At 72.0% G+C, this 12,353-nt stretch carries 11 protein-coding genes; 8 read left to right on the plus strand and 3 right to left on the minus strand.

Annotated elements, in window-relative coordinates; all coding sequences use genetic code 11:
- Window positions 1–93 precede the first annotated feature (93 nt).
- The 5 genes from CRP55_RS23020 to CRP55_RS23040 all read left to right on the plus strand — a co-directional run bounded on the left by CRP55_RS23020 (window position 94) and on the right by CRP55_RS23040 (window position 5,207).
- Complete coding sequence (locus CRP55_RS23020; RefSeq protein WP_179855302.1) at window positions 94–810, plus strand: COG4315 family predicted lipoprotein; 717 nt, start codon at window positions 94–96, stop codon at window positions 808–810.
- 43 nt (window positions 811–853) lie between these two features.
- Window positions 854–1,618, plus strand: coding sequence for a DUF4142 domain-containing protein (locus CRP55_RS23025; protein ID WP_097322199.1), 765 nt, complete (start codon window positions 854–856; stop codon window positions 1,616–1,618).
- A gap of 42 nt (window positions 1,619–1,660) precedes the next feature.
- The gene (locus tag CRP55_RS23030; RefSeq protein ID WP_097322200.1) at window positions 1,661–2,767 is read left to right on the plus strand and encodes a Pecanex-like protein 1; all 1,107 of its coding nucleotides are present in this window, start codon (window positions 1,661–1,663) and stop codon (window positions 2,765–2,767) included.
- A gap of 263 nt (window positions 2,768–3,030) precedes the next feature.
- Window positions 3,031–3,939 carry a DNA-3-methyladenine glycosylase family protein gene (locus CRP55_RS23035; RefSeq protein ID WP_245923316.1) on the plus strand — a complete coding sequence of 303 codons (909 nt, stop codon included), beginning with the start codon at window positions 3,031–3,033 and terminating at the stop codon, window positions 3,937–3,939.
- Between the two features lie 20 nt (window positions 3,940–3,959).
- Entirely contained in the window at window positions 3,960–5,207 is a 1,248-nt protein-coding gene (locus tag CRP55_RS23040; RefSeq protein ID WP_097322201.1) for a hemolysin family protein, read from the plus strand.
- On the opposite strand, the gene CRP55_RS23045 is transcribed toward CRP55_RS23040, so the two are convergent.
- Complete coding sequence (locus tag CRP55_RS23045) at window positions 5,170–6,051, minus strand: TrmH family RNA methyltransferase (protein WP_097322202.1); 882 nt, start codon at window positions 6,049–6,051, stop codon at window positions 5,170–5,172. The genes CRP55_RS23040 and CRP55_RS23045 overlap by 38 nt on opposite strands.
- 13 nt (window positions 6,052–6,064) lie before the next feature.
- Between CRP55_RS23045 and CRP55_RS23050 the strand changes: the two genes are divergently transcribed.
- Window positions 6,065–6,820 carry an ROK family protein gene (locus CRP55_RS23050; protein WP_097322203.1) on the plus strand — a complete coding sequence of 252 codons (756 nt, stop codon included), beginning with the start codon at window positions 6,065–6,067 and terminating at the stop codon, window positions 6,818–6,820.
- A gap of 1 nt (window position 6,821) precedes the next feature.
- Window positions 6,822–7,541 (plus strand): HAD family hydrolase, encoded by a 720-nt coding sequence (locus CRP55_RS23055; RefSeq protein WP_097322204.1) that lies wholly within the window; start codon window positions 6,822–6,824, stop codon window positions 7,539–7,541.
- Here CRP55_RS23055 and CRP55_RS23060 read toward each other — a convergent pair.
- Entirely contained in the window at window positions 7,522–8,163 is a 642-nt protein-coding gene (locus CRP55_RS23060; RefSeq protein ID WP_097322205.1) for a class I SAM-dependent methyltransferase, read from the minus strand. The two genes, CRP55_RS23055 and CRP55_RS23060, sit on opposite strands and share 20 nt — an antisense overlap.
- 91 nt (window positions 8,164–8,254) lie before the next feature.
- Here CRP55_RS23060 and CRP55_RS23065 point away from each other — a divergent pair, with 91 nt between their 5' ends.
- Window positions 8,255–11,233: a putative bifunctional diguanylate cyclase/phosphodiesterase gene (locus CRP55_RS23065; protein ID WP_097322206.1), complete on the plus strand. Its 2,979-nt coding sequence runs from the start codon at window positions 8,255–8,257 to the stop codon at window positions 11,231–11,233.
- Here CRP55_RS23065 and CRP55_RS23070 read toward each other — a convergent pair.
- Window positions 11,230–12,306, minus strand: a complete 1,077-nt coding sequence (locus tag CRP55_RS23070; protein WP_097322207.1) for an NAD-dependent epimerase/dehydratase family protein — start codon at window positions 12,304–12,306, stop codon at window positions 11,230–11,232. The genes CRP55_RS23065 and CRP55_RS23070 overlap by 4 nt on opposite strands.
- Between the last annotated feature and the right edge of the window lie 47 nt (window positions 12,307–12,353).

A 12,353-nucleotide genomic window follows, 5' to 3' on the forward strand; every position in this document is an offset into this window, starting at 1 on the left:
AACCCTGGACGATCCCCGGCGCGTACTACAGCCCGGAAACGCCAGATGCATGAAAACCATGGAGGGCACGTGTTCCCGGAGAAGCGAAAGTTGATGGTTGTCGGCACCGCCATCGCCGCAGCGTTCGCACTGCAGGGCTGCGCCCCGGCCGGATACGGCAGCAACGCCGCCGCCGACTACGGAAACGCCGCGGAGCCCGCCTCCGAGAACGTGGCGGCCACCGCCGGCGCCACCGCCGACCCGAACGCCACGGCCGACCCCAACGCGCAGGCCGACCCCAACGCCACCGCCCCTCCCGGCTCCGAGGACGCCGCTCCCGAGCTGAGCGAGGAGGCGGAGACCAACACGCTGACCGGCACCAAGGTCGCCCGCATGGGCCAGGTCGTCGAGAACGAGGAACAGCAGGTGCTGTACCGGTTCGACAACGACAGCAACAGCCCGGCCAAGTCCAACTGCGAGGGTGACTGCCTCAAGGTCTGGCCGGCGGCGCTGACCACCGACGGCAAGCCGACCCTCAAGGGCGTCGACTCCAAGCTGGTCGGGACGATCACCCGCTCGGACGGCTCGAAGCAGCTGACGCTGAAGGGCTGGCCGCTCTACACGTACATCGGCGACACCAAGCCGCACGCGTGGAAGGGCCAGAACGTGGCCGGCAAGTGGTTCGTGATCCAGCCCGACGGCGCCAAGAACCTCACCTGCCTTCCGGCCATCTCGAAGGCGGTCGCACCGCCGAAGGACGATTCCGCGGACGACGCGGGCGCGGCCTCCTCGAGCGACGACTCCGGCACCGGTAGTGACTACAGCTACTGACTTAATCGTCTTTTAAGAATTGCTTGATCGGAGGTTGGAGAAAATGCGTTCGCGGTTGCTGGTGGGCATTTCGGCGGCGATTCTGGCGTTCCTGATCGCCCCCGTGGTCCCGGCCCACGCGGCCGGCGGTGACGGCGTACCGGTTCCCGCCGCGACCGGCCTGTCCGACAAGGGCGCCGGCGCGGTCACCGCGGCCGACAAGGACTTTGTCATCAAGGTCCGCCTGGCCGGCCTGTGGGAGATCCCGGCCGGCAACATGGCCCAGGAGAAGTCGAACGACCCTCGCGTCGTGGCGATCGGCAAGGCCATCGCGGCTCAGCACGTCACCCTCGACGCCCTCGACCGCGCGGCGGCCAAGAAGCTCGGCATCGACCTGCCCAACCAGCCGAACAGCGACCAGCAGTACTGGCTGAGCGAGATGCGCAACGCCACCGGCACCCAGTTCGACCAGATCTTCGTCGACCGGCTCCGCGCCGCGCACGGCAAGATCTTCCCGGCGATCGCGACGATCCGGGCCAGCACCCGCAACGACAGCGTCCGCAAGCTCGCCCAGCAGACGAACCAGTTCGTGCTGACCCACATCACGCTGCTCGAGTCGACGGGCATCGTCGACTACGGGTCGCTGCCCACAGCTCCCGCCCCCGCGGCGGCCGGAAAGGGACCGGTCCCAGTGGACGGGCAGATGCTCCAAGCCGCCAGCAGCAACAGCGGCGTACCAGGCGTCAACACCACTGTGATCCTCCTTGTCCTCGCCGCCGCGCTCGTGGCCGGCGTCATCACGACCATGCGCATCTTCCGGGCGCGGTAGCCCCAGCCGCCGTCCGAGTCGCGTAAGAGAAAGGTTCACCCCATGCGAAGGTCCAAGTACCGGCGCGCCGCCAGGAGCAACAACTGGTTCAGCGGAAAACGCCGGATCATCGCGGTGGCAGCCACGCTGGTCGCCTTCGGCGGCATCGTGACCGTCACTCAGGTCTCCAACGCGAGCACCGACCGGAACCAGCGCAAGGCGCTCAGCGCCTGCGACCGGATCCAGGCGCCGCCACCGGCCGAACTGTCCACCAAGACGCGTAAGGGCACCTACACCACCAACAACGGCAGGGTGACCCAGCACGCGGACGACGGTGCGGGCGACACGGTGTCGGTCTCGACGCTGCGTACCCGGTGCCGCAACTGGGTGATGAACAACGTCGGCAACAACGGTCAGGCCACCACGCCGCCGACCACCCCGGCCACCAACGAGCCGGCCGCCGGCGAGCCGAGCGCGAGCGCCCCCGCCGAAGAGGGCGGTAACAACGGCGGCGAGCAGGGCGGCGACAACGGCGGCCAGCAGGGTGGTGACAACGGCGACCAGCCGGACCCGCAGCCGACCGAGTCGCAGACCACGCCGCCCCCCGGCGCCGGCCTCGGCATCCTGACCAACAGCTGCGACACCAGCCAGCTCACGCCGCACGACGGCTTCCAGAACGGCAACCGCTGCGTCTCCACCGAGTTCGGTGAGGTCGGCGAGGCCGCGAACAACCCGACCCTGCTGATCACGCAGGCGCCGCGCCAGGTCGCGCCCAACACCCCGTTCACGCTGACCGTCAGCACCCGCAACCTGATCCGTGACCGCTTCCTCGCGGCCGGCCAGGGTGGCTACTACGTGGAGAGCTCGGTCCTGCAGAACGGCCTGGTCCGCGGTCACTTCCACACCGCGTGCCGGATGCTCGAGAACACCAACGCCGCTCCGGCGCCGGACCCGGTCCCCGCGTTCTTCGTGGCGACCGAGGACAGCCGCGGCAGCGCGACGCCGGACTCGGTGCAGATCCAGGTTCCGGGTCTGCCCACCGCGGGCACCGCGCAGTGCGCCTCGTGGGCCGGTGACGGCTCGCACCGCATCCCGATGATGCAGCGCGCCAACCAGATCCCCGCGTACGACGCCGTCCGGATCACGGTCCGCAACGGCCGCGGACGCTAAAGATCGAGGAGCGGCGCCGCCACACCGGCGGTGAACCCGGCCGGGGCGAGGCCACCGACATGGCCCCGTCCCGGCCGGGACCCCCCATCCCCGCCGGATGAGTCGTCCTTCCCCCTGATGGACGACGTGCGGCGGCAATCGCTCCCACGGCGGTCCGGACCGACTCGGGTGTCCGGTCGCCCCTCCGATGGCCCTGACCGGGAGCGCGGTCAGGGCCATCGGTCTGCCTGGGCAATCGCCGCCGAAGGTGGCACAGTGTTGCGGTGACTTCCGAGGTGACCCGCCGGCTGACGACGCCGCCGCGCTATCACTTCGGCGCCTCGGTCGGCCCGCTCCTGGTCCCCAAGCACGACCCGTGCGGCCGCTTCACCAGCGACGATCTCTGGCTGGCTGCTCGCACTCCCGACGGCCCCGCCACGATCCACCTGAGTCGCGATAAATCCGGCATAGAGGCCACGGGCTACGGTCCGGGCGCCGAGTGGATCATCGACCGGGCCGACGCGATCGCCGGTCTCCGTGACGATCTCGACGGCTTCACCGAGAAAGCGGCGAGCCATGATCTCGTCGCGCGGTTGGCCAAAACCTTCGCCGGTGTACGGATGCCGTCCACCGGCCTGGTCTTCCCCAGGGTGCTGCGCGCGATCCTGGAGCAGAAGGTCACCGGCAAGGAAGCCCACCGTTCGTACCGGGGAATCTGCAAAGCCCTCGGAGAGCCGGCGCCGGGCCCGGCCGACCTGGTGCTGCCGCCCGACCCGGCCGCGATCGCGGCCATGGCCTACTGGGAGTTCCACCCGTTCGGGGTCGAGCAGCGCCGCACCCAGGCCCTGCAGCGCGCCGCCCAGGTCGCCGGCCGGCTGGAGCGCTGCGCCGACTCGGCCGAGGCGACCCGCCGGCTCGTCGCGCTGCCGGGGATCGGGCCGTGGACGGCGGCCGAGGTGGTCCGGGTGGTCTACGGCGACGCGGACGCGGTGAGCGTCGGCGACTTCCACATCCCGAACACGGTGGCCTGGGCGCTGGCCGGCGAGGCCCGCGGCACCGACGAGCGCATGCTGGAGCTGCTCGAGCCGTTCCGCGGTCACCGGGGCCGGGTCTGCGATCTGCTCGCCCACGGCGGCATCGGCGCGCCGAAGTTCGGGCCCCGAATGCCGATCCGTTCCTTTGCGCGTTTCTGACATGCTCTAAAATCGGGCGAATGGGCGAAATCGTCCTGGTGCTCGTGCTGGTCCTGGTCAACGCGGTCTTCTCGGGCAGCGAGATGGCCCTGGTCTCGCTGCGTGACAGCCAGGTGCAGCGGCTCGAACGGCAGTCGGGTGGCGGACGGGTGCTCGCCCGGCTGACGCGCGACCCCAACCGGTTCCTCGCCACCATTCAGATCGGCATCACGCTGGCCGGCTTCCTGGCCTCGGCGACCGCCGCCGTGTCGCTCTCCGAGCCGCTCGTCGGGCCGCTGGGCTTCCTGGGCGGCGCCGCCGAGCCGGCCGCCATCTTCATCGTCACCGTGCTGCTGACCTTCGTCACCCTGGTCATCGGCGAGCTCGCGCCCAAGCGGATCGCCATGCAGCGTACGGAGGGATGGGCCCTGCTGGTGGCCCGCCCGCTGGACGTCCTGTCGATGATCTCGCGGCCGGCCGTCTGGCTGCTGGGCGCCTCCACCAACCTGATCGTCCGGCTGGCCGGCGGCGACCCGGCGGCCCAGCGCGAGGAGGTCACCACCGAGGAGATCCGCGACATGGTCGCGGCCCAGCAGGACTTCTCGGCCGAGCAGCGGACCATCATCAGCGGCGCCTTCGAGATCGCCGACCGGATCCTGCGGGAGATCCTGGTGCCCCGGCGCGACGTGCTCACCCTGCCCAGCGGCGCGTCCGCCCACGACGCGCTGCGCCTGCTGATCGACGGCGGCCACTCGCGGGCGCCGGTGGTCGGCCCGGCCGGGCTGGACGACGTGGTCGGCACGGTGCACCTGCGCGACCTGGTCGACGTCGGCGGCACGGTCGACGAGCACTGCCGGCCGGGCGTCTTCCTGCCCGAGACGCTGCGGGTCTCCGACGCGCTCATGCAGCTGCGCGGCGAGCGCCGGCAGTTGGCCTTCGTGGTCGACGAGCGCGGCGCGATCGACGGCATCGTCACCATGGAGGACCTGGTCGAGGAGATCGTGGGGGAGATCTACGACGAGACCGACCGGGACGTGGCGGCGGTGGTCCACGAGCCGGACGGCGCGCTGCTGATGCCCGGCTCGTTCCCGGTGCACGACCTGCCCGACCTCGGCTTCCACCCGGCGGGCGACTCCACGACGGTGGCGGGCATGGTGCTGGAGGCGCTCGGGCACATTCCGACCTGCCCGGGCGAGGTGGTGGCGCTGCCGGAGTTCACGGCCGAGGTGACCGAGGTGACCGGCCGCGCGATCACCCGCGTGCGGATCCGTGCGACCGCTGCCGGCTGACCTCGTAGAGCACGACGGTGGCGGCGGTGGCCGCGTTGAGCGAGCTGGCGGCGCCGGTGATCGGGATGCGGACCATGGCGTCGGCCGCCTCGCGCCAGGCGGCGGTGAGCCCAGTGGTCTCGTTGCCGACGAGCAGCACGCGCGGCCCGGTGAGGTCGTAGTCGGCCACGTCCACCGTGCCGTGCTCGTCGGTCCCGACGATCTCGACCGGGAGCCCATCGGCGCGCAGCCGCGACACCCAGCTGAGCACCTCCTCGTGCCCCTCGGCCCGGATCACCGGCAGGGCGAAGAGCGAGCCCGTGCTGGCCCGGACCGATTTCGGGTCGTACGGATCGGCGGCGTGCCCGGTGATCACGACGGCCGCCGCCCCGAACGCGTCGGCCGACCTGATCAGCGTGCCGATGTTCCCGGGCGTCGACGGCCGGTCGAAGACGACCACCAGCAGATGCGGGTCATCCGCCATCGGCAAATCAGACATTTCAGGAATGCGAACGACAGCGACCAGTTCGGCGGACTCCTTGTCGGCCAGCTCGGCGAACAAATCGGGCGCCATCGCTACCGGCCGGGCTCCTGAACGGCCGAGGGCGTCTCGGGCCCATGTCGATAAAGAGTGATTGTCGGGATAAATGAGGTCGGACACCGCCCACCCGTGATCCAGGGCCAGCGAGATCGGGCGCACGCCATGGACGAGGAACGACCCGGCGCGGTGCCGCTTCGTCCGGTTCGTGAGCAGCGCCTGCCACTGCTGAAAGGAGGCATTCCGGGTAGTTACTCGCACGGCCGTCGACCCTACCCAACGCCACACACGCCGGTCACAATCGCTAGGCGAGGAGGTGTCCTCCATGCAAACTGACGGCGTGGCTTTCACCCTGACGATCGATTGCGGCGGCGGCGGCATCAAGGGCTCCGTGCTCGACGAGGCGGGCACGATGCGGGCGCAGCCGTTGCGCGTGCCGACCCCGTACCCGTTGCCGCCCGACCTCTTCGTGAAGACGCTGGTGCAGCTGGGGGAGCGCCTGCCCAGCGCCGACCGGGTCACCGTCGGCATGCCGGGCATGCTGCGGCACGGCGTGGTGGTCGCGACCCCGCATTACGTGACGCGCAGCGGGCCCCGTACGAAGGTCGATCCCGAGCTCGTCGAGGCGTGGAGCGGGTTCGACGCGCGCACGGCGCTGGCCGACGCCTTCGGCATGCCGACGCTGGTGCTCAACGACGCCGAGGTGCACGGGGCCGGCGTGGTCGCCGGGACCGGCTGCGAGCTGGTGCTGACGCTCGGCACCGGGCTCGGCTGCGCCCTGTTCGACGGCGGCAAGCTCGCCCCGCACCTGGAGATGTCGCAGGCGCCGGTGCGCTGGGGCATGTCCTACGACACGTACATCGGGGAGCACGAGCGGCGCCGCCTGGGTGACGCCCTCTGGTCGCGCCGGGTCCGCAACGTCATCGAGGGGCTGCGCCCGGTCTTCCTGTGGGACCGGGTCTATCTGGGCGGTGGCAACTCCCGCCTCATCACTCCCGCCCAGCTGGCCCGCATGGGCGACGACGTCGTGGTGGTGCCGAACACGGCGGGCATTGTCGGGGGTGTCCGGGCCTGGACATTGGGTACCGTTCGTTGATATGCGGCCGGCTGCGCTTCTCCTCGACTTCGGGGGCGTACTGGCGGACGCGCCGCCGCAGCGCAGCGCCCCGCCCGGTCTCGTTCTGCGCATCTTCAACCTGACCCGGGGCGCCCTGACGCCGGGGGAGATCCAGCGGTCGGTCACCGAGGGCGCGGCGGCGTACGCGCGGTGGCGCGACGAGGACTGGCCGGACGAGCTGAGCCAGGCCGAGGTGTTCGAGCGGTTCATCCTGCCCGGCTGGCCGCCGGCGGCTCAGGTGCCGGTGCGCGGGGCGGTGCGGAAATTGGCATACGAATGGGCGTGGCGCGACAATTGGGCGCTTCGTCCGGGCGTACCGGAAATGTTGAATTTTGCCCACCGGGCCGAGATCCCGCTCGCCGTGGTCAGCAACTCGCTGTCCGGCGCGGCCCACCGCGACTTCCTCGACAAGGCCGGCCTCGGCGACCTCTTCGCCGCCCAGATCTACAGCGACGAGGCCGGCGTCCGCAAGCCGAACCCGCAGATGATCTGGCACGCGACCGACGCGCTCGGCGTGGAGCCCGAGAAGTCCTGGTTCGTGGGGGACACCCCGCGCCGCGACATCGAGTGCGGCCGCCGCGCCGGCGTCGGCCGGGCCATCCTCATGCCTTCGCCCCGCACGAGGACGGAACCGGACGGCCCGGCCCCGGACGACGTCGTCGAGGACGGGTTCGCCCTGCTCAAAATCTTGAAGGGATGAGCTGCCAGACCGTCGTGTGGCGCACCGGCACGCTCTCCAGCGACACCGGCACCGGCACGTCGTACGACGCCCGCTTGGTCAGGCCCTCGGACGGCAGATAGGCCCGGCCCGGGTCGCCGATCAGCACCAGGCTGCCCCGGCCGGCCGCGCGCCGCAGGAAAGGCAGCACCCGGGCCGCCATCTCGCGGCTGTAGAAGACGTCGCCGGCCAGCACCACGCCGTACGGATCGTCGGTGTCCAGCAGGTCGGCCTCCACCGTGCGTACCTTCACGCCGTTGGCCTCCGCGTTGGCCTCGGCCGCGGCCAGCGAGTACGGATCCACGTCGTTGGCCGTCACCGGGCTCGCACCCACCTTGGCCGCGGCCACCGCCACCAGCCCCGACCCCGTCGCCAGATCGAGCACGCTGCGCCCGCTCACCAGCTTGGGATGGTCGACCACGTGCCGGGCCAGCGCCTGACCGCCCGCCCAGGCGAACGCCCAGAACGGCGGCGGCTGCTCGGCGCCGGCCTCCTCCGTCTTCTCCCACAGGGCGATCGGCTCCTCCGCCTGAAAAAGCGAGAGCTCGGGGACGAAGGGCACGGGCGCGAGCACGGTGTTGCCGCGGATGAACTCGAGGAGCACATGACGATTGTGCCGGTTTCACTCAGGTCACCCCGTGCCGGGCCGATCTGGCACCCCGCAGAACCGAGCGCGGAGTGGAGGCAAGGACAGGATGCCGGCACGCTGGGCCGCCGCCTTCGGTGGCTGGATGGCGCTGATCGCCGTCCTCTTCGTGCTCGCGCCGGCCGACGCGCAGAGCCTGGTGCGCGTGATCGGCGGTCTCTCGGCGGTGGCCGCCGTCGCTCATGGCGTACGCCGGAACCAGCCGGCCGACCGCATGCCGTGGCGGCTCCTGGGGCTGGCCGTCGTGCTCTCCGCCTTCGGCGCCGCCGCCTATCGTGCGCCCGCCTGGGCCCTCGACCACGTGCCGGGCCTGTCGACGGCCGGCGGCGTGCTCGCCCTGGTCGGCTATCCGGTCCTCGCCGGCGTGCTGCTCGTGCTGATCCGCCGGCGCACCGGCGGCCTGCGCGACCGGGCCGCCCTGCTCGACTCGCTCACCCTCACCTCCGGGGTGGCGCTGCTCGCCTGGAGCTTCGTGCTCGGACCCGACCTGAAGGCGGCCGACGACTGGTCGACGGTCGCGTTCCCCCTGGCCGACCTGCTGCTGCTGGGCCTGCTGACCCGCCTGCTGACCGCGGGCCGCCCGGTCGCGGCCGGGCGGATCCTCGGCGCCGGCCTGCTCGTCTCGCTGGCCGGCGACATCGTCTTCCAGCTCGGTCTGTCCGCGAGCGCGGCCGCCGTCGGCCACTTCGCCCTGTTCGCGGCGGCCGGGCTGACCGCGCTGCACCCGTCGATGATCGAGCTGAGCCGGGCCGCCCCGGCCGCCGAGACCGAGTTGACCCGGCCGCGGCTGGCCCTGCTCGGCCTGGCCTCGATGATGGCGCCGGCGGTGCTGCTGGTGCGCATGTTCCGCGACGGCGAAGTGCCCGATCTGACCGTCGTGGCGATCCTCAGCGCGGTCACCTTCCTGCTGGTCCTGGTGCGCATGGCCGGGATCATGGCCAGTCACCGGCTCGCCCTGGCCCGGGAGCGGGCGCTCCGCCGGGCCTCGGCCGCGCTGGTCTCGGCCAATGCCACGGACGAGGTCAACGCGGCCGTACGCGTCGCGGTCGCCGAACTGCTGCCGCCGGACACCCCGCACGGGGTCGTCCTGGCCATGGCGGTCGACGGAGGCGACGGCGGGCCGACCCGGATCGTGCCCACCCGCGACGTCGACTGGGCGGTCGCGGTGCGGCTCACCAACTTCAGCATGACGCTGCGCAGCCCGATGATGCTCGGCGACCGCCCGGCCGGCGCCTCCCTGCTCGGCGTGCTGCACGTCGGCGCGCCCAGCCCGCTGCTGCCGGGCCTGCTGCGGGCGGTCGAGGTGCTGGCCGGGCAGGCGGCGCTCGCCCTGGAGCGGATCGAGCTCAGCCACGAGGTGATCCGGCGCAACAGCGAGACGTACTTCCGCACCCTCGTGCAGAACACCGCCGACGTCATCCTCATCGTCGACGAGCTGGACCGGATCCGCTACGCCAGCCCGTCGGCGGCGACCGTGCTCGGCCGCGACCCGAGCGGCACGCTGCTGCCCGGCGTGATCCACCCGGGCGATCGGGGCCGGCTCGACGAGGTGCTGGCCGCGATCCGGGCCGGCGACACGATGCAGGAGGGGCTCGACTTCCGGGCCGTCGGACACCGCCGTACCCCCGTGCTCCTGGAAATGCACTCACAGGACCTGCGATCCGATCCCACGGTGGCCGGCGTGGTCGTGACCCTGCGGGACGTCACCGAGCGCCGCCGCCTCGAACAGGAGCTGATCCACCAGGCGTTCCACGACTCGATGACCGGGCTCGCCAACCGGGTCCTGTTCCACGACCGGCTCGGGCACGCGCTGCACCGCGGCGCCCGCGACGGCTCGGTCGTCGGCGTGCTCTTCATCGACCTGGACGACTTCAAGAAGGTCAACGACACGCTCGGCCACGCGGTCGGCGACCAGCTGCTGATCACGGTGGCGCACCGGATCGCCGGCGCCCTGCGGGCCGACGACACGGCGGCCCGTCTCGGCGGCGACGAGTTCGCCGCGCTGGTCGAGAACGTGCAGGACCCGGGCGCGGTCGAGGAGACCGCCCAGCGCATCCTGACCGCGCTGGCCGAGCCGGTGCCGCTCGACGACGGCACCACCATCATGGCCGTGGCCAGCATCGGCATCACCACCACGCCCGAGGCCGACTCGGCCGACGAGCTGCTGCGCCAGGCCGACCTGGCGCTGTACGTGGCCAAGGGCGCCGGCAAGAACCAGTGGCGCCGCTACCAGGCCGACCTGCACGGCGCGATGGTCGAGCGGCTGGAGCTGCGCTCGGCGCTGGACCACGCGGCCCGCGAGGGACACTTCCTGCTCGCCTACCAGCCGATCGTCGACCTCGGCACCGACGAGCCGGTCGGCTACGAGGCCCTGGTCCGCTGGCACCACCCGACCCGCGGCGTGGTCCAGCCGGCCGAGTTCATCGAGGTGGCCGAGGAGAGCGGCCTGGTCGTCCCGATGGGCCGCTGGGTGCTGGAGCAGGCCCTGCACACGGTCGCCCAGTGGCGCCGCATCCTGCCGCGGTCCCGCCAGCCGTACGTCAGCGTCAACGTCTCGGTACGCCAGTTCCGCGAGGCCGGCTTCGCCGACGAGATCAAGCAGGCCCTGGCCAAGGCGGCCGTGCCACCGCACGCCCTGATGCTGGAGCTGAACGAGACGGCGCTGGCCGGGGAGAACGAGTCGATCCGCCCCGTCCTGCAGGACCTTCGGGACCATGGCGTACGCATCGCGGTCGACTACTTCGGCTCCGAGCTCGACGGCCTGCCGCTGGACGTGGTGAAGATCGACAAGTCGGCCATCGACGACATCGCCCAGAGCCAGGACCAGCTGACCCGCGTGCAGGGCATGGTCGCCCTCTCCCGCCAGTACGGCCTGACGGTCATCGCCGAGGGCATCGAGAGCACCACCCACCGCGACCTGCTGGCCTGGCTCGGCTGCCCTCTGGGCCAGGGCTACCTGTTCTCCAGCCCGGTCGACGGCACCGAGGCCCTGAGCCAGATGACCGACCGCCTACCGCTGGTCGCCTAGTAGGGGTTTCCGGTGCCGGGCAGGCGGCCGCGGAGCAGGCCGCCGAAGCGGCCCGGGAGGTCGGGGTCGGCCGACAGGGGCGGGCCGTCGCCGTGTGCGCGGTCGGCCATGCCGGCGATCAGTTCCCTCAGGGACTCGACGGCGTCCTGGGTGGGGCGCCAGCCGAGCTCGGTGGCGGCGCGGTCGCAGGACATCAGCGGTGCCTTCAGGGCGAGCCGCACCCAGCCGGCGTCGATCGGCTGCAGGCGCAGCCACCACGACAGGGCGGCGGCGCCGGTCAGGGCCGCGCCGGGGACCGGGACGCGGATGCCGTGGAAGGCCCGGGCCGCCACCTGCGGGTCGAGGACCGGGCCGGCGGCGATGTTGAAGGCGCCGTGCACGTCGGAGAGGACGGCGCGGGCGTACGCGTCGGCCACGTCGTCCGCGTGCACCGCCTGCAGGCGCAGCGACGGGTGGGACGGGACGGCGGGGATCCACTGCGGCCTCAGCAGGCGCGCCGGCAACAGTGGGCCCGCGAAGTACCGGGCGATCTCGGTGCCGACCGCGCGCTGGAAGATCAGGCCGGGGCGCAGGCGGACCACGCGCAGGGTCGGATGTTCCGACTCGACGGCGTCCAGCATCCGTTCGACCTGGGCCTTGTGGCGGCTGTAGGAGGACGCGAGGACCCCGTTGCGCGACCAGTTCTCCCGGACGAAGGCGTCCTTCGGCCCCGGTGAGTAGACGCCGACCGACGACGCCTGCACCAGCGCGCGGGCCCCGGACCGCAGCACGGCCCGGGCCACCGCCCGGCTGCCCAGCACGTTCGTGCGGTAGAGCAGGTGCTGGTCGTGGCTGGGCTGGATCTGCCAGGCCAGGTGCACCACGGCGTCCGCTCCGGTGAACACCTCGGTGAGGCGCTCGGTGGCGTCCTCGGCCCCGATGTCGACCGAGTGCCAGGTCGCACCGGCGTACGCGCCGACCGGGTCGGGCAGCCGCCGGGCCACCCCGGCGACCTCGACATCGGGCTCCGCGGCCAGACGGCGCAGCAGGGCGGTTCCGGCGTTGCCGGTGGCTCCGACGATGACGACTCGCATGCATGGCCCGTACCCGAGCGGAAGCGGTTGAATCACTTCCGGCGGGG

This window comes from Paractinoplanes atraurantiacus, from assembly GCF_900215205.1.
Lineage (GTDB): Bacteria > Actinomycetota > Actinomycetes > Mycobacteriales > Micromonosporaceae > Actinoplanes > Actinoplanes atraurantiacus.

Bases quoted from the DNA above. Each gene is read 5' to 3' on its own strand.
- CRP55_RS23020 (WP_179855302.1), top strand. From the start codon at position 94: ATGGTTGTCGGCACCGCCATCGCCGCAGCGTTCGCACTGCAGGGCTGC.
- CRP55_RS23025 (WP_097322199.1), top strand. From the start codon at position 854: ATGCGTTCGCGGTTGCTGGTGGGCATTTCGGCGGCGATTCTGGCGTTC.
- CRP55_RS23030 (WP_097322200.1), top strand. From the start codon at position 1,661: ATGCGAAGGTCCAAGTACCGGCGCGCCGCCAGGAGCAACAACTGGTTC.
- CRP55_RS23040 (WP_097322201.1), top strand. From the start codon at position 3,960: ATGGGCGAAATCGTCCTGGTGCTCGTGCTGGTCCTGGTCAACGCGGTC.
- CRP55_RS23045 (WP_097322202.1), bottom strand. From the start codon at position 6,051: ATGGAGGACACCTCCTCGCCTAGCGATTGTGACCGGCGTGTGTGGCGT.
- CRP55_RS23055 (WP_097322204.1), top strand. From the start codon at position 6,822: ATGCGGCCGGCTGCGCTTCTCCTCGACTTCGGGGGCGTACTGGCGGAC.
- CRP55_RS23065 (WP_097322206.1), top strand. From the start codon at position 8,255: ATGCCGGCACGCTGGGCCGCCGCCTTCGGTGGCTGGATGGCGCTGATC.
- CRP55_RS23070 (WP_097322207.1), bottom strand. From the start codon at position 12,306: ATGCGAGTCGTCATCGTCGGAGCCACCGGCAACGCCGGAACCGCCCTG.